This window comes from Brenneria roseae subsp. roseae (genome assembly GCF_003115845.1).
Lineage (GTDB): Bacteria > Pseudomonadota > Gammaproteobacteria > Enterobacterales > Enterobacteriaceae > Brenneria > Brenneria roseae.
The window spans coordinates 96,601-116,883 of the sequence record NZ_KZ819026.1 but is presented as its reverse complement, the minus strand read 5'-3'; the positions used below and the strand labels follow the sequence as shown (position 1 = coordinate 116,883).

General features: G+C 48.6%; 20 protein-coding genes. 15 read left to right on the top strand and 5 right to left on the bottom strand.

Annotated features, from left to right (window positions below):
* Window positions 1-53 precede the first annotated feature (53 nt).
* A complete protein-coding gene (locus DDT52_RS08290; RefSeq protein ID WP_136155924.1) occupies window positions 54-914 on the top strand; it encodes a fructosamine kinase family protein in 861 nt (286 codons plus the stop codon).
* Between the two features lie 55 nt (window positions 915-969).
* Here the strand turns inward: DDT52_RS08290 and DDT52_RS08285 are convergent, their stop codons facing one another.
* On the bottom strand, window positions 970-1,518 hold the full coding sequence (locus DDT52_RS08285) for a YniB family protein (protein ID WP_136155923.1): 549 nt from the start codon (window positions 1,516-1,518) through the stop codon (window positions 970-972).
* Between the two features lie 349 nt (window positions 1,519-1,867).
* Here DDT52_RS08285 and hxpB point away from each other — a divergent pair, with 349 nt between their 5' ends.
* Window positions 1,868-2,533: a hexitol phosphatase HxpB gene (gene hxpB / locus DDT52_RS08280; protein ID WP_136155922.1), complete on the top strand. Its 666-nt coding sequence runs from the start codon at window positions 1,868-1,870 to the stop codon at window positions 2,531-2,533.
* Window positions 2,534-2,608: 75 nt separating this feature from the next.
* Here hxpB and DDT52_RS08275 read toward each other — a convergent pair whose 3' ends face one another.
* Complete coding sequence (locus DDT52_RS08275) at window positions 2,609-2,941, bottom strand: cupin domain-containing protein (RefSeq protein WP_109054983.1); 333 nt, start codon at window positions 2,939-2,941, stop codon at window positions 2,609-2,611.
* A 331-nt stretch (window positions 2,942-3,272) separates the two neighbouring features.
* Here DDT52_RS08275 and kduI point away from each other — a divergent pair, with 331 nt between their 5' ends.
* From kduI to DDT52_RS08230, 9 genes are all read left to right on the top strand, one after another.
* Window positions 3,273-4,109: a 5-dehydro-4-deoxy-D-glucuronate isomerase gene (gene kduI, locus DDT52_RS08270; RefSeq protein WP_136155921.1), complete on the top strand. Its 837-nt coding sequence runs from the start codon at window positions 3,273-3,275 to the stop codon at window positions 4,107-4,109.
* Window positions 4,110-4,190: 81 nt separating this feature from the next.
* The gene (kduD, locus tag DDT52_RS08265; protein ID WP_136155920.1) at window positions 4,191-4,952 is read left to right on the top strand and encodes a 2-dehydro-3-deoxy-D-gluconate 5-dehydrogenase KduD; all 762 of its coding nucleotides are present in this window, start codon (window positions 4,191-4,193) and stop codon (window positions 4,950-4,952) included.
* Between the two features lie 280 nt (window positions 4,953-5,232).
* Window positions 5,233-6,864: a pectate disaccharide-lyase PelW gene (gene pelW, locus DDT52_RS08260; RefSeq protein WP_136155919.1), complete on the top strand. Its 1,632-nt coding sequence runs from the start codon at window positions 5,233-5,235 to the stop codon at window positions 6,862-6,864.
* A gap of 45 nt (window positions 6,865-6,909) precedes the next feature.
* Window positions 6,910-7,800, top strand: coding sequence for a carbohydrate ABC transporter permease (locus DDT52_RS08255; RefSeq protein ID WP_136155918.1), 891 nt, complete (start codon window positions 6,910-6,912; stop codon window positions 7,798-7,800).
* Complete coding sequence (locus DDT52_RS08250; RefSeq protein WP_136155917.1) at window positions 7,793-8,698, top strand: carbohydrate ABC transporter permease; 906 nt, start codon at window positions 7,793-7,795, stop codon at window positions 8,696-8,698. The genes DDT52_RS08255 and DDT52_RS08250 overlap by 8 nt, the downstream gene beginning before the upstream one ends.
* A 13-nt stretch (window positions 8,699-8,711) precedes the next feature.
* The gene (locus DDT52_RS08245) at window positions 8,712-9,839 is read left to right on the top strand and encodes an ABC transporter ATP-binding protein (protein ID WP_136155916.1); all 1,128 of its coding nucleotides are present in this window, start codon (window positions 8,712-8,714) and stop codon (window positions 9,837-9,839) included.
* A gap of 15 nt (window positions 9,840-9,854) precedes the next feature.
* On the top strand, window positions 9,855-11,144 hold the full coding sequence (locus tag DDT52_RS08240; RefSeq protein WP_136155915.1) for an ABC transporter substrate-binding protein: 1,290 nt from the start codon (window positions 9,855-9,857) through the stop codon (window positions 11,142-11,144).
* Window positions 11,145-11,552: 408 nt separating this feature from the next.
* Window positions 11,553-12,272, top strand: coding sequence for an oligogalacturonate-specific porin KdgM family protein (locus tag DDT52_RS08235; RefSeq protein WP_136155914.1), 720 nt, complete (start codon window positions 11,553-11,555; stop codon window positions 12,270-12,272).
* A gap of 641 nt (window positions 12,273-12,913) precedes the next feature.
* A complete protein-coding gene (locus DDT52_RS08230) occupies window positions 12,914-14,308 on the top strand; it encodes an L-cystine transporter (protein WP_136155913.1) in 1,395 nt (464 codons plus the stop codon).
* A gap of 103 nt (window positions 14,309-14,411) precedes the next feature.
* On the opposite strand, the gene DDT52_RS08225 is transcribed toward DDT52_RS08230, so the two are convergent.
* Complete coding sequence (locus DDT52_RS08225; protein ID WP_136155912.1) at window positions 14,412-14,903, bottom strand: RcnB family protein; 492 nt, start codon at window positions 14,901-14,903, stop codon at window positions 14,412-14,414.
* Between the two features lie 362 nt (window positions 14,904-15,265).
* Entirely contained in the window at window positions 15,266-15,598 is a 333-nt protein-coding gene (gene osmE, locus DDT52_RS08220) for an osmotically-inducible lipoprotein OsmE (RefSeq protein ID WP_136155911.1), read from the bottom strand.
* A gap of 225 nt (window positions 15,599-15,823) precedes the next feature.
* Between osmE and nadE the strand changes: the two genes are divergently transcribed.
* The 4 genes from nadE to DDT52_RS08200 all read left to right on the top strand — a co-directional run bounded on the left by nadE (window position 15,824) and on the right by DDT52_RS08200 (window position 19,917).
* Window positions 15,824-16,648, top strand: a complete 825-nt coding sequence (nadE, locus tag DDT52_RS08215; protein WP_109054971.1) for an ammonia-dependent NAD(+) synthetase — start codon at window positions 15,824-15,826, stop codon at window positions 16,646-16,648.
* An 85-nt stretch (window positions 16,649-16,733) separates the two neighbouring features.
* Entirely contained in the window at window positions 16,734-17,621 is an 888-nt protein-coding gene (gene yddG, locus DDT52_RS08210) for an aromatic amino acid DMT transporter YddG (protein ID WP_136156079.1), read from the top strand.
* Window positions 17,622-17,709: 88 nt separating this feature from the next.
* A complete protein-coding gene (locus DDT52_RS08205; RefSeq protein WP_136155910.1) occupies window positions 17,710-19,428 on the top strand; it encodes an ABC transporter ATP-binding protein in 1,719 nt (572 codons plus the stop codon).
* Between the two features lie 135 nt (window positions 19,429-19,563).
* On the top strand, window positions 19,564-19,917 hold the full coding sequence (locus DDT52_RS08200; protein WP_136155909.1) for a nitrous oxide-stimulated promoter family protein: 354 nt from the start codon (window positions 19,564-19,566) through the stop codon (window positions 19,915-19,917).
* A 66-nt stretch (window positions 19,918-19,983) separates the two neighbouring features.
* Here the strand turns inward: DDT52_RS08200 and ihfA are convergent, their stop codons facing one another.
* Entirely contained in the window at window positions 19,984-20,280 is a 297-nt protein-coding gene (ihfA, locus tag DDT52_RS08195; RefSeq protein ID WP_009112984.1) for an integration host factor subunit alpha, read from the bottom strand.
* Window positions 20,281-20,283 lie beyond the last annotated feature (3 nt).

The window sequence follows — 20,283 nt, the reverse complement described above, 5'->3', positions numbered from 1 at the left end:
GACTGAAGCGAGAAGATCCGGGTATCTGGCAATATCAATGGGAGGATGACCTTATGTGGCAAGCAATCAGCCGACTTTTGGAAGAACACCTCGGTACCGCTGACATTCAGGAGCGCCGCGAATTGTCAGGCGGGGAAATTCACGCCGCATGGTATGCCCGATATGGTGACCGCGAGGTCTTCGTAAAATATGATATCCGTGAAATGCTGCCCAAATTCACTGCCGAGGCCGACCAGCTCACGTTGCTGGCCCGCAGTAATACCGTTAATGTCCCGGAGGTCTATGGTGTCGGCAGTTCCCGCGATCACAGTTTCCTGCTGCTGGAATATCTGCCGGTAAAACCGCTGGATGCACATAGCGCCTGGTGCCTTGGCGAACAGCTGGCGCACCTGCACCAATGGAGCGACCAACCGCAGTTCGGTCTGGATTTTGACAATGACCTGTCGACGACGCCCCAACCTAACTGCTGGCAACGCCGATGGTCATCCTTCTTTGCTGAACAACGAATTGGCTGGCAACTTCAGTTAGCCGCCGAAAAAGGCATGCATTTTGGTCACATTGAAACCCTGATTGCCCGTACGGAGGAAAGACTGGCAGGCCATCAGCCTCAGCCTTCATTATTGCATGGCGATTTGTGGCCCGATAATTGCGCGAACAGTCACAACGGATGCTACCTGTTTGATCCGGCCTGCTATTGGGGCGACCGCGAGTGCGACCTGGCGATGCTGCCGCTCTACCCTGGGCTGCCACCGCAAATCTATGATGGCTATCAGAGCGTATGGCCGCTGGAGAAAGGTTTTATTGAGCGCCAGCCGGTCTACCAGATTTATTATCTGCTCAACCGAGCCAATCTGTTCGGTGGGAAAAACATCCTTGAAGCCCAACAGGCTATAGAAGAACAACTCAGCGTGTAACGTAGCATCCAATGCCCTATAGGCGTTAATCGCGCCTATAGGGCATCGTATTCGATTATACCGGCATACCCAGCAGACGCAGAACCATATACCCGATAACCGCAATCACGATCGGCAGGACATAGAGAGGGAAAAATTGCAGAAAAATGGTGTGGCGTGGAACGACAACGCGCGCTTCCAGAACCTCGCGCGTGCGGCTTGCATCACCTTTCACTTTTTCCAGAATCAGCTGATCTTCAATCCCCTCGCGAATCGCTTTCACCTGACGCGACATACGTGCGCCAGACACCTGCAAGGCCAGTCCGATAAAAATCAGGATATAAATCAACCAGAACATCAGGCTTGATGCAGTGAAAAAACGGGAGAAATCAGGCACCGGCGAGTTATACCAGAAAATATTCAGAAATGGCGTATTGAAGCGAACCATATCAATCATCAAGTGCAGAAAATCCAGCAAAACCGCATCAATTCCCTGTTTTTTCTGCGCGTAGGTATATAAATAGTTGGCTAATGAAACAAGTGTAGACAGCAGAGCCGGAATAAAAATTATCCATCCCGCGATACGCTTAACCACGGCAATACGGCCAGCCTGTTGATACGTCATGTGCTCCCCTTTTGAACGACGCAGTATCCATTGATCTCTTTCGTATCCCTGTCATCGGCGCACTCTCGGCCCTCAATGACACGGCTCCTTCAGGGGTGCAGCAAGCATCCCTTGACTCTGCTCATACAGATTGCCCCCCGAGGCGGGCAGGATAAGCCCGCATAAATCTATTGGGTATATAACGAACAGTGTAGACATAAAAAACCCGATAGCAGCCTACTGTAAGTTTATTATCAGTCAATGTTTTATCGCTCGACAACCTTTATGAGCAGCATGAGCAGCGAATTAGCATATAATTAACGCCTATTATTATTGATTTCTGATTTTTCTATTCCGGGGAGCTGGTTGTATGACTTCTGATTCTTCTATCCGCGCGGCCATTTTTGATATGGATGGTTTACTGATTGATTCCGAACCCTTGTGGGATATGGCCGAAATTGAAGTCATCGCCTCGCTGGGCATTGACACCTCACTACGTCAATCCATGACCGATACGCTGGGATTGCGCATCGATATGGTGGTTGATCTGTGGTATCAGGTCGCCCCCTGGAAAACGCCGAGCAGAGAAGTCGTCGTTAGCCGAATTATCGAACGCGCTATCGAATTGGTCGACGAGCGCCGCCCTTTATTGCCTGGCGTTGAACAGGCATTGCAGCTCTGCCGCCAACAGAACCTCAAAATCGGTCTGGCTTCAGCGTCACCGCTGCACATGCTGCAACAGGTACTCCGCACGTTCCACCTTGAAACCTATTTTGACGTTTTGGTTTCCGCGGAAAAGTTACCGTATAGCAAACCGCATCCAGAGGTCTATTTGAATGCGGCCGATGGATTAGGGGTTGCGCCGTTACAGTGCGTCACGCTGGAAGATTCAATAAATGGAATGATTGCCACCAAAGCGGCCCGCATGCGTTCCATCGTCGTTCCGCAACCCGAGTTCAGCCAGGACCCTCGCTGGACACTGGCCGATCACAAACTGGGATCGTTGCAGCAGTTAGATATCGGGCATATTGCATAAAACGAAGCGGTAATGGAAAACCCGTAGAGAGCGCATTGGCCGAACGACAAATCCGGCCAATGGCAGGGGGGATAATTAAAGGAAATCGGCCCGTTTTGGAGAAAACGTATCAATCAACACGCTGCCGTCTTCCAGAGAAACCACACCGTGCATCTCATTTTTGACGGCCATATACGCATCACCCGTTTTCAGGATACGTTTTTCGCCTTCAATGACGACCTCAAAACTGCCTGCCGCGACATAAGCGATCTGATCGTGAATATCATGCTTATGAGGCGTACCGATTGCGCCTTTGTCGAAATGTACGCAGACCATCATCAGTTCATCACTCCAGGTCACGATCTTGCGTTTGATGCCACCGCCCAGTTCTTCCCATGGCGTTTCGTCGTCAATAAAATACCGTCTCATCATCTCTCCTTCTCTATTTCTATGTCTCATCCGCACCGCATATCAGGATGAGCGTGTAATTTCAGATACCGACATTCTAGTAACATCCTCACCAGATGAAACATAAAATAAGCAAAACCATGACGTCCCTCAAGAAATAAATAAAACATTATTTCATTTTTATTGAATTCACATCCCAACCAAACTATTATCCCCCTATAACAAGAAAGAACCGGGCAATCAAGGTTCAAGTGACGTTGTCACTGCCACGCAGCACCGCTTGTTCCGCCCGGTGCTTTCGCCAAGGGGTTGTTGCAGTTTTTTTATTTATGTCTGAAAGAGAGGCGAAAAAATGCAAGTTCGTCAAAGCATTCACCGCGATCACGCAAAACAACTCGATACAGCAGGTTTACGCCGCGAGTTTCTGATCGAACAATTATTTTCTGCCGATACCTACACCATGACATATAGCCACATTGACCGCATTATCGTCGGTGGCATTATGCCGGTTCATGATACTGTCGCCGTTGGCAGCGAAGTGAGCAAACAGCTAGGCGTCAGCTATTTCCTTGAACGCCGTGAACTGGGCGCAATCAATATTGGTGGTGCCGGTATCGTCACCGTTGATGGAGAACGCTACGACATCGGTAATGAAACAGCGATATATGTTGGCATGGGCGCGAAGGAGGTACAGTTCCGCAGCGTTGATGCCGCAAACCCCGCGAAATTCTATTACAACAGCGCACCGGCCCATACGTCATACCCTACCCGCAAAATTACCCAGGCAGAGGCTTCGCCACAAACCATTGGTGAAGATGCCAGTTGCAACCGTCGTACTATCAACAAATACATCGTTCCTGACGTATTGCCAACCTGTCAGCTCACTATGGGACTGACCAGGCTGGCAGAAGGCAGCCTGTGGAACACGATGCCCTGCCATACGCATGAACGCCGGATGGAAGTGTATTTCTATTTTGATATGGACGACGAAACGGCCGTTTTTCACATGATGGGTCAACCACAGGAAACCCGTCACATAGTAGTACAAAACGAACAGGCGGTGATTTCACCGAGCTGGTCGATCCATTCCGGTGTGGGTACCAAACGCTACACCTTTATCTGGGGCATGGTTGGCGAGAATCAGGTTTTCGATGACATGGATCACGTCAAGGTTAGCGAGTTACGTTGATCGCTTGCAACCGGAATGACCGGTATTCCCTACAGTAACAGCTAACGACTCATTATTGTCGCTTACAGAGAGATTAAGGCTATGATTTTAAATTCCTTCGATTTACAGGGTAAAGTTGCTCTTATCACAGGTTGTGATACGGGGTTAGGTCAGGGCATGGCCATCGGCCTGGCGCAAGCCGGTTGTGATATTGTCGGCGTCAACATTGTTGACCCCAAAGACACTATCGAAAAAGTCACTGCTCTGGGACGTCGTTTCCTCAGCCTGACAGCCGATATGAGCAATATCGCCGGTCACGCAGATCTGGTAGAAAAAGCCGTTGCCGAATTTGGCAGGATTGACATTCTGGTTAACAACGCCGGTATCATTCGTCGTGAAGACGCGATCGAATTCAGCGAAAAGAACTGGGACGATGTAATGAACCTGAACATCAAGAGCGTTTTCTTCATGTCTCAGACCGTTGCCCGCCAGTTCATTAAACAAGGTCACGGCGGCAAAATTATCAATATCGCTTCCATGCTGTCCTTCCAGGGCGGTATCCGCGTTCCCTCTTATACGGCGTCAAAAAGTGCCGTGATGGGTGTGACCCGTCTGCTGGCGAACGAGTGGGCGCAATACAACATCAACGTCAACGCGATTGCCCCTGGTTACATGGCCACCAACAATACCCAGCAATTGCGTGCTGACGAAGATCGCAGCAAAGAAATTCTGGATCGTATCCCGGCGGGTCGTTGGGGATTACCGCAGGATCTGATGGGGCCGGCAGTGTTCCTGGCTTCCAGTGCATCCGACTACATTAACGGCTATACCATTGCGGTTGACGGTGGCTGGCTGGCTCGCTAATTTTTTATTTATCGCGCTGCGTTTTCTTTTCATGCATTGCTTGACAAAAGGCACAACGTAGATTGTGCCTTTTGCTTTTTTTTCAATCAGTTATTTATTTTTTTATCCGCTTTTTTTTTACCCAAACCCTTCATTGAAAAAAAATCAAAACAACGTTCCGACTTTGATCACACTTTCGATATTGCGTGCATGACGGCAAGGTAACTCGCGCAATATAATCAATCAAAACAGTGTTTCTATTTATAAGGAACTGACATTCAGTTCCATAAGAAGGTACTCCATGAGTATTTTTGCAAGTTTGCACACCAGCCGAAAAACGAAGATTGATGAATGGGTTAATGCACTGAGCAGTCATATCGAGACGGTTCAGACAGTGGCTCACAGCCGTACAAATCCAACGCCATTACTGGCGGATGGATTTGATGTACTGAGCCATGAACCGGTTGTCTGGCAGTTCCCTGACGGACACCGTGCGCCAATCTCCAACTTTGCCAGTCAGCAGAATTGGCTGAGAACGCTGTGTGCCATGAGCGCCGTCACCGGGGAAACCGACTATCAGGAACAAGCCATAGTCGTAAGTGATTATTTTCTGAATCACTTTGTGGATAAGACCAGCGGCCTGTTTTACTGGGGCGGCCACCGTTTTATCAATCTGGATACGCTGGCAAGCGAAGGGCCGGAATCAAAAGCGCAGGTGCATGAATTAAAGCATCATCTGCCCTACTACGCGCTGCTGCATCGCGTAAACGCAGAAAAGACGCTGAACTTCCTTCAGGGTTTTTGGCATGCGCATGTCGAAGACTGGAACGCCCTGGATCTGGGACGTCACGGTGATTACACCAAAACCCGCGATCCTGATGTCTTTCTGCACGCACGTCGTGACGTTGTCGACCCGGCGCAGTGGCCCGTTCTGCCACTCACCAAAGGGCTGACCTTTGTCAATGCCGGAACTGACCTGATTTATGCCGCCTTCAAATACGCCGCATACACTGGCGATAAGCATGCGGCTGACTGGGGTAAACACCTGTATCGCCAATATGTGCTGGCGCGTAATCCGGAAACCGGTATGCCGGTTTATCAGTTCAGCTCACCGCTACAGCGCGAGCCGGTGCCTGAAGATGACAATCAGACACAATCGTGGTTTGGCGATCGCGCTCAGCGCCAGTTTGGCCCGGAGTTCGGCGAAATTGCCCGTGAAGCGAACGTATTGTTCCGCGACATGCGTCCGCTGTTGATTGATAACCCATTGGCTATGCTGGATATCCTGCATGACCAGCCAGATGACGAAATGCTTGGCTGGGTCATTTCAGGGCTGAAAAATTATTACCAGTATGCCTATGACGTTACCAGCAATACGCTGCGTCCCATGTGGAATAACGGTCAGGATATGACTGGCTATCGCTTCAGGCGCGATGGCTATTATGGGAAAGCCGGCACGGAACTGAAACCCTTTGCTCTGGAAGGCGATTATTTGTTGCCGCTGGTTCGGGCCTATCGCCTCAGCGGTGACGAGGATTTGTATGCGCTGATCAATACCATGCTGACACGTCTGAATGATGAAGATATTCATGATGTTGCCAGCCCAATGCTACTACTGGCGATGATTGAACTGGCAGAGCACAAACAGTCGGGAAAATGGGCAGAAAACGCCTGGCAGTTCGCGGAAATCCTGTTTGAAAAGCATTTCCACCGCGGTTTATTCGTTCGTTCGGCGCAACACCGTTATGTTCGCCTGGATGATCCCTTTCCACTGGCGCTATTGACTCTTATTGCTGCTTGCCGCAACAAATTAAACGATATTCCACCGTTCTTAACACAAGGTGGGTATGTTCACGGTGATTTTCGCGTTAACGGGGAAAACAGAATTATCTATGACGTGGAGTTTATTTATCCAGAGTTATTAACACTTTGATTTTATGTTTTTTAATGATTCACAATTACTCAATAGGTAAGCATTATGAATGAAAACAGAATGCTGGGGTTAGCCTATATCTCCCCCTATATAATAGGGCTGATAGTGTTTACCGCTTTCCCCTTTGTTTCATCATTTTTTCTCAGTTTTACTGAGTATGATTTGATGAGTCCGCCTGAATTCACCGGTATGGAAAACTACCACCGAATGTTGATGGAGGACGATCTCTTCTGGAAATCAATGGGCGTGACCTTCGCCTATGTTTTTCTGACCATTCCCCTGAAATTAATCTTCGCATTGTTAATTGCGTTTGTGCTTAATTTCAAACTGCGTGGTATCGGTTTCTTCCGTACCGCTTACTATGTACCGTCCATTCTGGGCAGCAGCGTGGCCATCGCCGTTCTGTGGCGGGCCCTGTTCGCCATTGATGGTCTGTTGAACAGTTTTCTGGGCGTATTCGGTTTAGACGCCATCAACTGGCTGGGCGAACCGTCACTGGCGCTGATGTCCGTCACCCTGTTACGCGTATGGCAGTTTGGTTCGGCCATGGTTATCTTCCTGGCCGCCTTGCAGAACGTACCGCAGTCACAGTATGAAGCCGCCATGATTGACGGCGCATCCAAATGGCAAATGTTCCTGAAAGTAACGGTGCCGTTAATTACACCGGTAATTTTCTTCAACTTTATCATGCAGACCACTCAGGCATTCCAGGAATTTACCGCGCCTTACGTCATCACAGGCGGGGGACCAACGCATTACACCTACCTGTTCTCACTCTATATCTATGATACGGCCTTCAAGTATTTCGATATGGGCTACGGGGCGGCGCTGGCATGGGTTCTGTTCCTGGTTGTTGCCGTATTTGCGTCGGTTGCCTTCAAGTCGTCCAAATACTGGGTGTTCTACTCCGCCGATAAAGGAGGAAAAAATGGCTGACATGCATTCAAATATGACTTCTGCGCAAGAAATTGCGGCACTGGAAGTTCGCCGGACGCTGCGTAAAGAGAAAATCAGCGCCGCCATCCGTTACGTGATCCTGTTGTTTGTCGGCCTGCTGATGCTCTATCCGCTGGCGTGGATGTTCTCGGCATCGTTCAAGCCGAACCATGAAATCTTTACCACGCTGGGTCTGTGGCCCGAGCACGCCACCTGGGACGGTTTTATCAACGGCTGGAAAACCGGGACGGAATACAATTTCGGTCACTACATGATCAACACCTTCAAGTATGTGATCCCGAAAGTGCTCCTGACCATTATCTCTTCCACCATCGTCGCTTACGGCTTTGCCCGTTTCGAGATCCCTTGGAAGAACTTCTGGTTCGCGACCCTGATCGCCACCATGTTGCTGCCAAGCACCGTCCTGTTGATCCCGCAGTACATCATGTTCCGTGAAATGGGCATGCTGAACAGCTACCTGCCGCTGTACCTGCCGCTGGCATTCGCGACACAGGGCTTCTTTGTGTTCATGCTGATCCAGTTCCTGCGCGGCGTGCCGCGTGATATGGAAGAAGCCGCCCAGATCGATGGCTGTAACTCCTTCCAGGTGCTGTGGTATGTGGTCGTGCCAATTCTGAAACCGGCCATTATCTCTGTTGCGCTGTTCCAGTTCATGTGGTCAATGAACGACTTTATCGGTCCGCTGATCTATGTCTACAGCGTGGATAAATATCCGATTGCGCTGGCGCTGAAAATGTCTATCGACGTCACCGAAGGCGCTCCGTGGAATGAAATCCTGGCGATGTCCAGCATTTCGATTCTGCCTTCCATCATTGTTTTCTTCCTGGCACAGCGTTACTTCGTACAAGGCGTGACCAGCAGCGGAATTAAAGGTTAATAGAGGATTTATCATGGCTGAAGTCATTTTCAACAAGCTGGAAAAAGTATATTCCAACGGTTTCAAAGCGGTACACGGCATCGACCTGACCATTAAAGACGGCGAATTCATGGTTATCGTCGGCCCGTCGGGCTGCGCCAAATCCACCACGCTGCGCATGCTGGCGGGTCTGGAAACTATCAGCGGCGGCGAAGTCCGTATCGGCGAACGCGTGGTGAACAACCTGGCGCCGAAAGAGCGCGGTATTGCGATGGTGTTCCAGAACTATGCCCTCTACCCGCACATGACGGTAAAAGAGAACCTGGCGTTCGGTCTGAAACTCAGCAAAATGCCCAAAGACCAAATCGAAGCGCAGGTAACGGAAGCATCAAAAATTCTGGAACTGGAAGAACTGATGGACCGCCTGCCCCGCCAGCTTTCCGGCGGTCAGGCGCAGCGTGTGGCGGTCGGCCGCGCCATCGTGAAAAAACCCGACGTCTTCCTGTTTGACGAACCGTTGTCAAACCTGGACGCCAAACTGCGTGCTTCGATGCGTATCCGTATTTCTGATCTGCACAAGCAGTTGAAGAAAAGCGGTAAGGCCGCCACCACCGTGTATGTTACCCACGACCAGACCGAAGCCATGACCATGGGCGACCGTATCTGCGTCATGAAACTGGGTCATATCATGCAGGTGGATACGCCGGATAACCTGTACCACTTCCCGGTCAACATGTTTGTAGCCGGCTTCATCGGCTCGCCGGAAATGAACATCAAACCCAGCAAGCTGGTGGAAAAAGACGGTCAGATTGGGTTGACCGTCGGCCACTACACGCTGGTCCTGAACAGTGAGCAGCAGGATAAAGTGCGCTCCTATTCCGGTCAGGATGTTTTCTTCGGTATCCGTCCTGAATACGTGACCGTTTCCGAAACCCCGTTTGAGGCCAACCACTCTCAGGGTGAACTGGTGCGCGTAGAAAACATGGGCCATGAATTCTTTATGTACATAAAGGTTGATGGCTTTGAATTAACCAGCCGCGTTCCGTCCGATGAAGCGCGGCTGATTATTAAGAATGGTCTGCATCGCCAGATATTCTTCCAGTTCGATATGGATAAATGCCATATCTTTGATGCAAAAACAGAAAAAAATATCTCTCTTTAACAGGAGTAGTAACCGATGAAAAAAGCGATCCTACACACGCTGATAGCGTCGTCTCTGGCATTATTGGCAGCGCCGTCTTTTGCTGCCGATCAGGTTGAATTGAGAATGTCCTGGTGGGGTGGAAACGCCCGCCATCAGCAGACACTCAAGGCAATTGAAGATTTCCATAAACAGCATCCCAATATTACCGTTAAATCAGAGTACACCGGTTGGGACGGACACTTGTCCCGTCTGACCACCCAGATTGCCGGTAATACTGAACCTGATGTCATGCAAACCAACTGGAACTGGCTGCCGATTTTCTCTAAAAACGGCGATGGTTTCTACGACCTGAATAAAGTCAAAGACACGCTGGATCTGACCCAGTTTGATCCAAAAGAGCTTCAGGGTACGACGGTCAATGGCAAACTGAACGGCATTCCTATTTCTGTTACGGCTCGTGTGTTCTATTTCAACACCGAAAGCTGGAAAAAGGCCGGACTGGAATATCCTAAAAACTGGGATGAACTGCTGAACGCCGGTAAAGTGTTTAAAGAAAAACTGGGTGAGCAATACTACCCTGTGGTTCTGGAGCATCAGGATTCACTGGCGCTGTTAAACTCCTATATGGTTCAGAAGTACAATATCCCGGCCATTGATGAGAAAGGTCAGAAGTTCTCATACAGCGATGCGCAATGGGTAGAGTTCTTCAACATGTATAAGACGCTGGTTGATAGCCATGTTATGCCTTCAGCGAAATACTATGCCTCTTTCGGCAAGAGCAACATGTATGAAATGAAGCCGTGGATTAACGGCGAGTGGAGCGGCACCTACATGTGGAACTCTACGATTACCAAGTACTCCGATAACCTGCAACCCCCGGCAAAACTGGAGTTAGGCAGCTATCCAATGTTGCCTGGCGCTAAAGATGCCGGTCTGTTCTTTAAACCCGCGCAAATGCTGTCAATTGGTAAATCAAGCAAACATCCTAAAGAAGCGTCTCTGCTGATTGACTTCCTGTTGAACAGCAAAGAAGGCGTTCAGGCTCTGGGATTAGAGCGTGGCGTTCCGTTAAGTAAGGCGGCGGTAGCTCAGCTAACTGCCGATGGCGTCATTCAGGATGATTCTCCGGCTGTTGCGGGTCTGAATCAGGCGCTGACACTGCCGCATAGCATGAGCGTTTCGCCTTATTTTGACGATCCGCAAATCGTATCCCTGTTTGGCGATGCCATTCAGTCCATCGATTACGGCCAGAAATCTGTTGAAGAAACAGCGAAATATTTTCAACGTCAGTCTGAACGTATTTTGAAACGTGCAATGAAATAAAATACCCTGAAATTTATTAATTATCCAACCTGCCATTAACATGGCAGGTTTTTATATAAATTGAAACAAGTGACTTATTATATTTCATTTAAAATGAAACAAGACATTTTCTTTATTATTTATAAAATAATAGAAACGAATGCTTATTAATTAATCAACCTGTTATTAACAATGACAGTGTTTTTATATAATCTGAAATAAGATATTTATTAAATTTTATTTAAATTAAAACAAACCATCTATTCAATTCGATCTCCTTCACATTTTGAAACTGTGTTTTACTTTTTGTTACCCAAGCAGATCGCGATCACAAAACGCAGTTTAATAATAAATAAAATAGAACTTGTATTAAAAATAGTAATGCGTCTTTTGAATTAAGTATCATCCTAACCGATAGGGAATATAACAATGAAATTTAAATTACTAGCTTTGGCAGTCACCTCATTGATTAGTGTTAATGCAATGGCGGTAACTATTGACTATCGTCATGAAATGAAAGATACACCAAAGAACGACCATCGCGATCGTCTGTTAATGTCTCATCGTTTTGCTAATGGATTTGGTTTGTCTGTTGAAGCAAGATGGAAAAATGGTGAACCGTCTTCTGAAGTCACGCCCAATAAGCCTTACCATGAAACAGTAAGCAACGGTACCGAAGTTGTTGCCAGCTACGTTTATAACTTCAATAAAACGTTCTCGCTTGAACCTGGTTTTTCTTTAGATACCGTCTCATCCTCTAACAACTATCGCCCTTACCTGCGTGGTAAAGTCAATATTACCGATAATCTGTCTTACTCACTGCGCTATCGCCCTTATTACCTGAGAAAAAGCGGCAATATTGGCGGCACAAGCAGCACGCAGGAAAACGGCTATAACCTTACCGGGTTGCTCGCCTATAAACTGCCGATGGGCTTCCAGGTTGAATATGAAATGGACTATAAAAAAGCCAACAAAGCCGGGGCTTACCAATACGATAATGAAACTTATAACATCGACCATGATGTAAAACTGTCTTACGCATTGGATAAAAACTGGAAACCGTATGCTGCTGTTGGTAACGTAGCTCAGGATGGCACCAGCGATCATCGCCAAACCCGTTATCGTGTTGGCGTACAATATAACTTCTAATATTCCTGGATTATTTAAATATCCTTTAGTATTAGCAGTGGAAAAGGGATGTTGGAATTAATCCGTTGAAGTTTCATGAGTGAGCTTAATTTTTAACATCCCTTCGTTAAGGGTATACTTTAACGAAAGTAGTCTGTCAGTGTTATTTTGTGTTAGCTGTAAGAGTTTTATCTTTTTTAATTTCTGTGTCTAATTACCCTCTTCGTTTGTGAGTGTTATTTGTTAATGTATTTCTTGCGGTTCAGGGTAGTCATTTTTTCTCCGATGTAATGACTACCCTATTTTTTTGCTACCACTCAATCAACACCGCCTCTTCCGTTATGTTATTCAGGTGAACTACCGTGATTTTTCGCGCTCTCGCCAGCGGCGCCACCAGGATGCCGGCATCAGTCTGACCACCGTTACGGGATAACCGGATTCAGTCATTACCCGCCCCTATCGATGGCGCAATATCCCAGGCGCAAACTATTCAACTGTCAAAGCAGCAAACCGAGCGAATATTATTTCACCTATTATCCATTGTTTGCCCAGATTATCACTCAAACGCCTATAACATGATGATAAAAGAACTGGTATCCTGTCGGCGATTATCGACATTTTTGTAACAAATAACGGTTAGAACGAATTAGGGAGAAATGAGGATGAACTTTCCTCTGCTATTAAACATTCTGGTGTTTGCCGGTTTACTGGTCATGCTGGCTTACAGCAGCAAGAACCGCAACTGGAGCCTGGCGAAAAAAGTCTTGCTCGGGCTCGTCGTCGGCGTTTTATTCGGATTAGCGCTACATCTTATTTATGGCGACAATACTGATGTCATCAACCAGTCTATTGCCTGGTTCAATATTGTGGGAAACGGATACGTCCAACTGCTGCAAATGATTGTGATGCCATTGGTCTTCGTTTCCATCCTCAGCTCGGTAGCAAAGCTGCACAACGCTTCATCATTAGGCAAGATCAGCGTGCTGACGCTCTCTACGCTGCTGATTACCACGCTGATTTCAGCTTTGGTCGGCGTTTTCGTCACCAACCTGTTTGGCCTGACGGCCAGCGGATTAGTGCAGGGAGTGCAGGAAAGCGCACGGCTGACCGCGATTGAAAATAATTATGCGGGTAAAGTTGCCGATCTTAATGTGCCTCAGCTTATTTTGTCCTTCATACCTAAAAATCCATTCGCCGAATTAACCGGGGCAAATCCCACCTCGATTATCAGCGTCGTCATATTTGCCGCGTTTCTCGGTGTCGCCGCATTGCAACTACTGAAAGACGACAGCGCCAAAGGTGAACGTGTACTGGTTGCGATTGATACGCTACAGTCCTGGGTAATGAAACTGGTTCGTCTGGTGATGAAGCTGACGCCTTACGGGGTAATGGCGCTGATGACCAAAATGGTTGCCAGCTCCAATCTACAAGACATTCTGAAATTGGGGAGTTTTGTGGTGGCGTCCTATCTGGGACTGGCCATCATGTTCGGCGTACATGCCCTGATTCTGTCCTTCACAGGGATCAATCCAGCACGGTTCTTCCGCAAAGTCTGGCCGGTACTGACTTTTGCGTTTACCAGCCGTTCCAGTGCCGCCACAATCCCGTTGAGTATCGAAGCGCAAACCCGTCGTATTGGCGTGCCGGATTCCATCGCCAGCTTTGCCGCGTCATTCGGCACCACTATTGGTCAGAATGGCTGTGCAGGACTCTATCCTGCCATGCTGGCGGTGATGGTCGCGCCAACGGTGGGGATTAATCCGCTCGATCCGGTGTGGATCGCTACGCTGGTCGGGATTGTCACCATCAGTTCTGCCGGCGTCGCCGGCGTGGGTGGCGGCGCAACGTTTGCGGCACTGATTGTGCTGCCAGCAATGGGATTACCTATTACGCTGGTTGCTCTGCTGATTTCCATTGAACCGTTGATTGATATGGGGCGTACTGCATTGAATGTGAGCGGATCGATGACGGCTGGCACCGTGACCAGTCAGTTGCTCAAACAGACCGATAAAACGATATTTGACGCCCGGGAAGACGCGGAGTTAGCGCACCGGTAAATAGCGTTTCATAAAACCGTGGACATCGTGAGTTGTCGCTGGCGGATGATAAAACGATAAGGTGCCGGTAGTTGCTCTACCGGCACCTTACTAATTTTTACGGCTAGTTTAACGCACTATTCAAAAGGATAGCGGTGATTATCCCCGTGGCTGCCGCGATCAAAACGTAGTTACCATTAATGTAGGCCCAGTGCTGACCGGCAGGTGGTTCATGTAACCCGCGGACGCGCCAGTCATTGACGCGATAACTATCCCCACGAAAACGTTGAGGGACGGGATGACCTTTTCTGAAATCATTGCCGCTCCACACAAAATGATCGCGTTCACGGAAGTTGGGCGCATTCTGCTTCTGCTGTCCACGGGAAGCCTGCTTTACCGGGGTCCCTTTGTCATTATTGCGGTTATTACCGTTAGGTGCGGTTTTCTGTTTACTGCTGGCGGCAGGGGCATTCTTGTGCTCGCCACCGTTTTGGTTATTAACCGGCTGCCGTTTCTGCTCTTGCGCTCCATTCGGACCTTCCGCAAAAGTCATGCCTGAAAAAGAACTGGTGACCAGCAGTAACGACATCATCAGTGCCAGTGTTTTTTTCGTCATTGTATTTTCCTCGACGCATTAACAGTCTTGTAGAACTGGTTAACAGCAATATCGGGCACAATGCCGTTGGACGGAAGATGGAAATATCTTAAAACCCTTTATCTGACAGTATTTTACCAAATTCAGGCAAAATCTTAACACTACAAATAATTACTCATTATTCTGCCAGGGGTTATGGCAATTCATGATAGAAGGGAAGGTATTGGGTACACAGGGAACAAGAGATATTCACAAAGCATGCTGAAAGACACCTGAAGCGTTAACGCCCGTCTTCCAGCATGCTTTTAGAGATGAAAACACAGATATAACCAATGATCACGTAAGTCCATCGCCTACGCAATTACACAATAATGAAAGTTCTGTTATCGGTTCGGAGAAGTATCGTATGCCTGACAGCTTTGGAAGCCTTTATTGCGGACATGCCCGGTTTCATCATAGCTGACAAAATAGTTCTGGGCCGTGCCGTCACGGTTCTTCAACAGATAATCGCTACAAGTCCCCTTCGCGTTCACCAGCGTTCTTTCCATTCCTCCCGAACCAGCAAGCTGATGAACCTGCGTTTTCGTCATTCCTACCTTGACATCCTTCACTACCGGCTCATTTACATAGCTTTCTGCTTTGTTATAAGCCGAACATCCAGAAAGAAAGACTGCTCCTGCCGCAACAATACACCACATTAGTCGATTATTTTTCATTACATTACCTCATATGAATGGGTCATCAATGAGTCTAGATGGCAAAAGGCCTTTTTTCAAATGACAGGGTTGTGTAATAACGCCGTCATTGATAGAGAAAAGGTATCACTCATAGGTAATACCATTGGCAGAACGCTTGTTCTTTTTCTTCACGCCAATTCGTTTTACACTCAGGGGATTAAGATAATTATTCCGCAGGATCAATAAGTTCAGGAGGGGGAGATTATGTCATTACAGCAGGACATTATCACTGCACTGGGAGTCAAAAGTACCATTGACCCGGTGAAAGAAATTCGCGTTAGCGTTGATTTTTTAAAGAATTATCTGAATGCTCATCCATTTGTGAAATCTCTGGTATTGGGGCTCAGCGGTGGTCAGGACTCGACGTTAACCGGTAAACTCTGCCAAACGGCCATTACTGAGATGCGCAATGAAACGGGTGATGAACGCTATCAATTTATCGCCGTGCGCCTGCCTTATGGCACGCAGGCCGATGAATCCGACTGCCAGGACGCCATCGCTTTTATACAACCTGACAAGGTTCTGACGGTCAATATTAAACCCGCGGTGGAAGCCAGCGAAGCCACGTTAAAAGCCATTGGCATTGAGCTTTCCGATTTCGTCAAAGGCAATGAAAAAGCCCGTGAACGGATGAAAGCTCAATACAGCATCGCGGGCATGAATGCGGGTCTGGTCGTAGGAACCGACCATGCGGCTGAAGCGGTGACCGGTTTTTTCACCAAATATGGCGACGGTGGAACAGACATCAATCCGATATTCCGTTTAAATAAACGTCAGGGGAAGGCGCTTCTGCGCGAACTGGGCTGTCCTTCTCACCTTTACACCAAGACGCCAACGGCCGATTTGGAAGACGATCGCCCTTCACTGCCCGATGAAATCGCACTGGGTGTGACTTATGAAAAAATTGACGACTATCTTGAAGGCAAACAAGTGGATGCGAAAGACGCGGCGACCATTGAAAACTGGTATCGCAAAACCGAACACAAGCGCCGGCCACCGGTTACCGTTTTCGACGATTTCTGGCGTTAATCAAATGTAATGTGCACTGGCGGATGCTGCCCTCAGCATCCGCTTTTCTTATTTTCACTGATACGTAAGATACCTCAGCATGAAGATCACGCCACAGCGTGCAACGTTCGTTGGTTTACTGGCCATTATTTTGTGGAGCACGTCTGTCGGGCTGATTCGCAGCATTACCGAATCACTGGGCACCCTTGGCGGCGCAGCCATGATTTACACCACCAGTACGCTCTGCCTATTATTGTTTCATGGCGTTCCCAAAATAAAAACGCTGCCCAAAGTCTATCTTCTGGCCGGGGGAATGCTCTTTATCTGCTATGAAATTTTTCTGTCCATCTCTATCGGTCTCGCCAACAACCGTTTGCAAGCGATAGAGCTGGGCATGATTAACTATCTGTGGCCCAGTCTGACCATCCTGTTCTCAATCTTCATCAATCAGCAAAAAAGCCGCTTCCTGCTGTGGATAGGACTGGCTCTCTCGTTATCCGGTATTATCTGGATCATGAAGGGGGGCAACGCGTGGTCTCCATACGTGCTATGGCAAAATATCCTGACCAATCCACTCGCTTACGGATTAGCCTTCTCAGCCGCCATAACCTGGGCCATGTATTGCAATATCGCCAAACGGTTCGGCCACGGAGAAAGCGGAGTGCTATTCTTTCTCCTCATCACCTCCATCGTGCTATGGCTGCAATATACATTCAGTGCGGAGAATGTCTTAACCTTTACCATGACGAACGCGATTGAGCTGATTTTCATGGGCGCCTCCACCGCACTCGCCTACTCTGCGTGGGACACGGGGATTCAGCATGGTAATCTGACATTACTGGCTACCGCGTCTTATTTTACCCCGGTCATTTCCACTCTGCTGGCGTCATTGTGGCTGAGAGTCTCGCCCGCGTATTCCTTTTGGCAAGGTGTTATCATGGTGACGCTGGGCTCATTGCTGTGCTGGTTCGCTACCCGGCAACCCCGGGAATAAGCAGTATGTTCCTCAGGTTGTGGATATCCCTCTCGGTGCAATAACCTGTTATAGTAGATTTCACATTTATTTAACTCAAAAAAACGGTATGTTACGGCGCTTCTTCTCTTATTACTCCCCTTATAAAGGGTTATTTGTGCTGGATTTTGGCTGTGCCATTATCGCAGGGCTGCTTGAACTGGGTTTCCCGATGGCAATTAAAGCGTTCATCGACAAGCTGCTGCCAGAGCAGAACTGGTCGCTGATTCTGCTGGCTTCCGTTGCGCTACTGATCGTGTATTTACTGAATACCGGACTCATGGCCATTGTTAACTATTGGGGACATGCGCTGGGCGTGGGCATCGAAACCGATATGCGTCGCCAGGCGTTTGAGCACCTGCAAAAGCTCCCTTTCCGCTATTACGACAATATGAAAACCGGGCATATTATTACCCACGTCACCAAAGATCTGGAGGAAGTGGGCGAAATTGCCCATCATGGTCCGGAAGACCTGTTTATCGCCATTATGACCTTCATTGGCGCGTTTATTCTGATGGCTACCGTACATCTGCCACTGGCCATGCTCACTATCGTTATCGTGCCGTTCATGACGTTTCTGGTCAGCCGCTATGGCGCGCGCATGACCGATACCTGGCGCCAGTTATTTGGCCAGGTTGGTAATTTCAATGCCCGAATTGAAGAAAGCGTCGGCGGCATTCGCGTCGTCAAAGCTTTCGCCAATGAAGCGCATGAGAAAAAGCTGTTTTCCCACGACAATGAAAACTATCGCCGTACCAAACTTCAGGCCTATCGCATCATGACCGCCAGTTTGACGCTCAGCTACCTGAGCACACGTCTGATTCAGCTGATCGTCATGCTGGCAGGCATCTGGTATGTCATTGAAGGTGAACTGACCTACGGCGGTTTTATCGGCTTCCTGCTGCTGATCGAAGTGTTCTTCCGCCCTGTCGCCAAGATTACCTCTGTGCTGGAGAGCTATCCGAAAGGTATTGCCGGTTTCAAACGCTTTACCCAACTGATTGATACCGTGCCGGAAATTGCAGACGCGCCCAACGCTCGCGATGTGGGTCCACTCAAAGGCGATATCCGGTTCAACCAGGTTGGCTTCGGCTATTCGCCCGGTCGTCCCATCATCCATAACGTTAACCTGTCGATTCGCGCCGGCGAAACGATCGCCTTCGTCGGACCTTCAGGCGCGGGAAAAACCACACTCTGTTCGCTGCTGCCCCGTTTTTATGATTTAACCAGCGGCAGCATCACCATTGATGGTATTGATATCCGCGACATGACGCAGGCTTCTCTGCGTAGCCAGATTGGTATCGTCCAACAGGATGTTTTTCTGTTTGGCGGCAGCATTCGTGAAAATATCGCCTATGGCAAACTGGGCGCCAGCGATGAAGAAATCATGCAGGCGGCGCAGCGCGCCAGACTGGACGAACTGATTGAGAATCTGCCTGACGGTCTGGATACCATCGTGGGTGAACGCGGCGTCAAATTATCCGGTGGACAGAAGCAGCGTTTATCCATTGCACGGATTTTTCTGAAAAATCCACCGATTCTGATCCTTGATGAAGCGACTTCCGCATTGGATACCGCCACCGAACAGGCGATTCAACAATCGCTCAGCGATCTTTCTGCGGGACGAACCACGCTGGTTATTGCCCATCGGCTGGCAACCATTCAGAATGCCGAACGCATTGTGGTGGTCGATCACGGCGGTATCATTGAGCAAGGCAGTCATCAGGATTTAATCGCGCATAGCGGGATTTACGCCAGTTTGCATCAGGCACAGTTCGGACACGCTTGATTCTCTTCTCTTCGCGAGGGCGTCTGTTCCTCGCATCTTCCTTTATTTTCCCTGTGGATGTGACGCTGGTGGTTTCAACTCACATAAATTGCATTTAAAATATATCTATTATTACTCCATCAGAAAATGACGGACATGGCGAGAAAACCTCTGGGCAAACACAGGCAGCGTGAAATCCGCACCGTTGGGTTGATGATCGAATTGTACGAAAAGCATCACCCCGAAATCGACAGCAAAGACAAATATAAGCGTCTGTTTGATTACGCCATCAATCGTCTGGAACGTTGTTACTTTGGGGAAGAGAAACCCGCGTGCAAGCACTGCCCTATTCACTGCTATCAACCCGCCAGGCGGGAAGAAATCAAAGCGATTATGCGCTGGTCAGGACCACGCATGCTGCTTCGCCATCCGATTCTGGCCATCCGCCATTTGATCGACGATCATCGCCCGGTACCGGACAATCCGGCATCAAAAACCGGTCCCAGATAGCCACGCCATCCCGACCGTCCCTCTTAAAGAAAAAGGCCGCTTGCGCGGCCTTTTGGGTTATCTCGTTTACTCTTTGGGAGAGGCGTTCTCTACCCTGCTTTTTAACTTTTGCCCCGGACGGAACGTGACCACACGGCGCGCCGTAATCGGAATATCTTCGCCAGTTTTTGGGTTACGTCCCGGTCGTTGGTTCTTGTCTCGCAAATCAAAATTGCCAAAACCCGACAATTTGACCTGCTCGCCATTTTCCAAAGCGCGACGAACTTCTTCAAAAAACAGCTCGACTAGCTCTTTGGCATCCCGTTTGCTCAGCCCGAGCTTCTCAAACAGGTATTCTGACATTTCAGCTTTAGTAAGCGCCATAGG

Excerpts from the sequence above, each read along its gene's own strand:
- DDT52_RS08290 (WP_136155924.1), top strand. The coding sequence starts at position 54 with ATGTGGCAAGCAATCAGCCGACTTTTGGAAGAACACCTCGGTACCGCT.
- DDT52_RS08285 (WP_136155923.1), bottom strand. The coding sequence starts at position 1,518 with ATGACGTATCAACAGGCTGGCCGTATTGCCGTGGTTAAGCGTATCGCG.
- hxpB (WP_136155922.1), top strand. The coding sequence starts at position 1,868 with ATGACTTCTGATTCTTCTATCCGCGCGGCCATTTTTGATATGGATGGT.
- DDT52_RS08275 (WP_109054983.1), bottom strand. The coding sequence starts at position 2,941 with ATGAGACGGTATTTTATTGACGACGAAACGCCATGGGAAGAACTGGGC.
- kduI (WP_136155921.1), top strand. The coding sequence starts at position 3,273 with ATGCAAGTTCGTCAAAGCATTCACCGCGATCACGCAAAACAACTCGAT.
- kduD (WP_136155920.1), top strand. The coding sequence starts at position 4,191 with ATGATTTTAAATTCCTTCGATTTACAGGGTAAAGTTGCTCTTATCACA.
- pelW (WP_136155919.1), top strand. The coding sequence starts at position 5,233 with ATGAGTATTTTTGCAAGTTTGCACACCAGCCGAAAAACGAAGATTGAT.
- DDT52_RS08255 (WP_136155918.1), top strand. The coding sequence starts at position 6,910 with ATGAATGAAAACAGAATGCTGGGGTTAGCCTATATCTCCCCCTATATA.
- DDT52_RS08250 (WP_136155917.1), top strand. The coding sequence starts at position 7,793 with ATGGCTGACATGCATTCAAATATGACTTCTGCGCAAGAAATTGCGGCA.
- DDT52_RS08245 (WP_136155916.1), top strand. The coding sequence starts at position 8,712 with ATGGCTGAAGTCATTTTCAACAAGCTGGAAAAAGTATATTCCAACGGT.
- DDT52_RS08240 (WP_136155915.1), top strand. The coding sequence starts at position 9,855 with ATGAAAAAAGCGATCCTACACACGCTGATAGCGTCGTCTCTGGCATTA.
- DDT52_RS08235 (WP_136155914.1), top strand. The coding sequence starts at position 11,553 with ATGAAATTTAAATTACTAGCTTTGGCAGTCACCTCATTGATTAGTGTT.
- DDT52_RS08230 (WP_136155913.1), top strand. The coding sequence starts at position 12,914 with ATGAACTTTCCTCTGCTATTAAACATTCTGGTGTTTGCCGGTTTACTG.
- DDT52_RS08225 (WP_136155912.1), bottom strand. The coding sequence starts at position 14,903 with ATGACGAAAAAAACACTGGCACTGATGATGTCGTTACTGCTGGTCACC.
- osmE (WP_136155911.1), bottom strand. The coding sequence starts at position 15,598 with ATGAAAAATAATCGACTAATGTGGTGTATTGTTGCGGCAGGAGCAGTC.
- nadE (WP_109054971.1), top strand. The coding sequence starts at position 15,824 with ATGTCATTACAGCAGGACATTATCACTGCACTGGGAGTCAAAAGTACC.
- DDT52_RS08205 (WP_136155910.1), top strand. The coding sequence starts at position 17,710 with ATGTTACGGCGCTTCTTCTCTTATTACTCCCCTTATAAAGGGTTATTT.
- DDT52_RS08200 (WP_136155909.1), top strand. The coding sequence starts at position 19,564 with ATGGCGAGAAAACCTCTGGGCAAACACAGGCAGCGTGAAATCCGCACC.
- ihfA (WP_009112984.1), bottom strand. The coding sequence starts at position 20,280 with ATGGCGCTTACTAAAGCTGAAATGTCAGAATACCTGTTTGAGAAGCTC.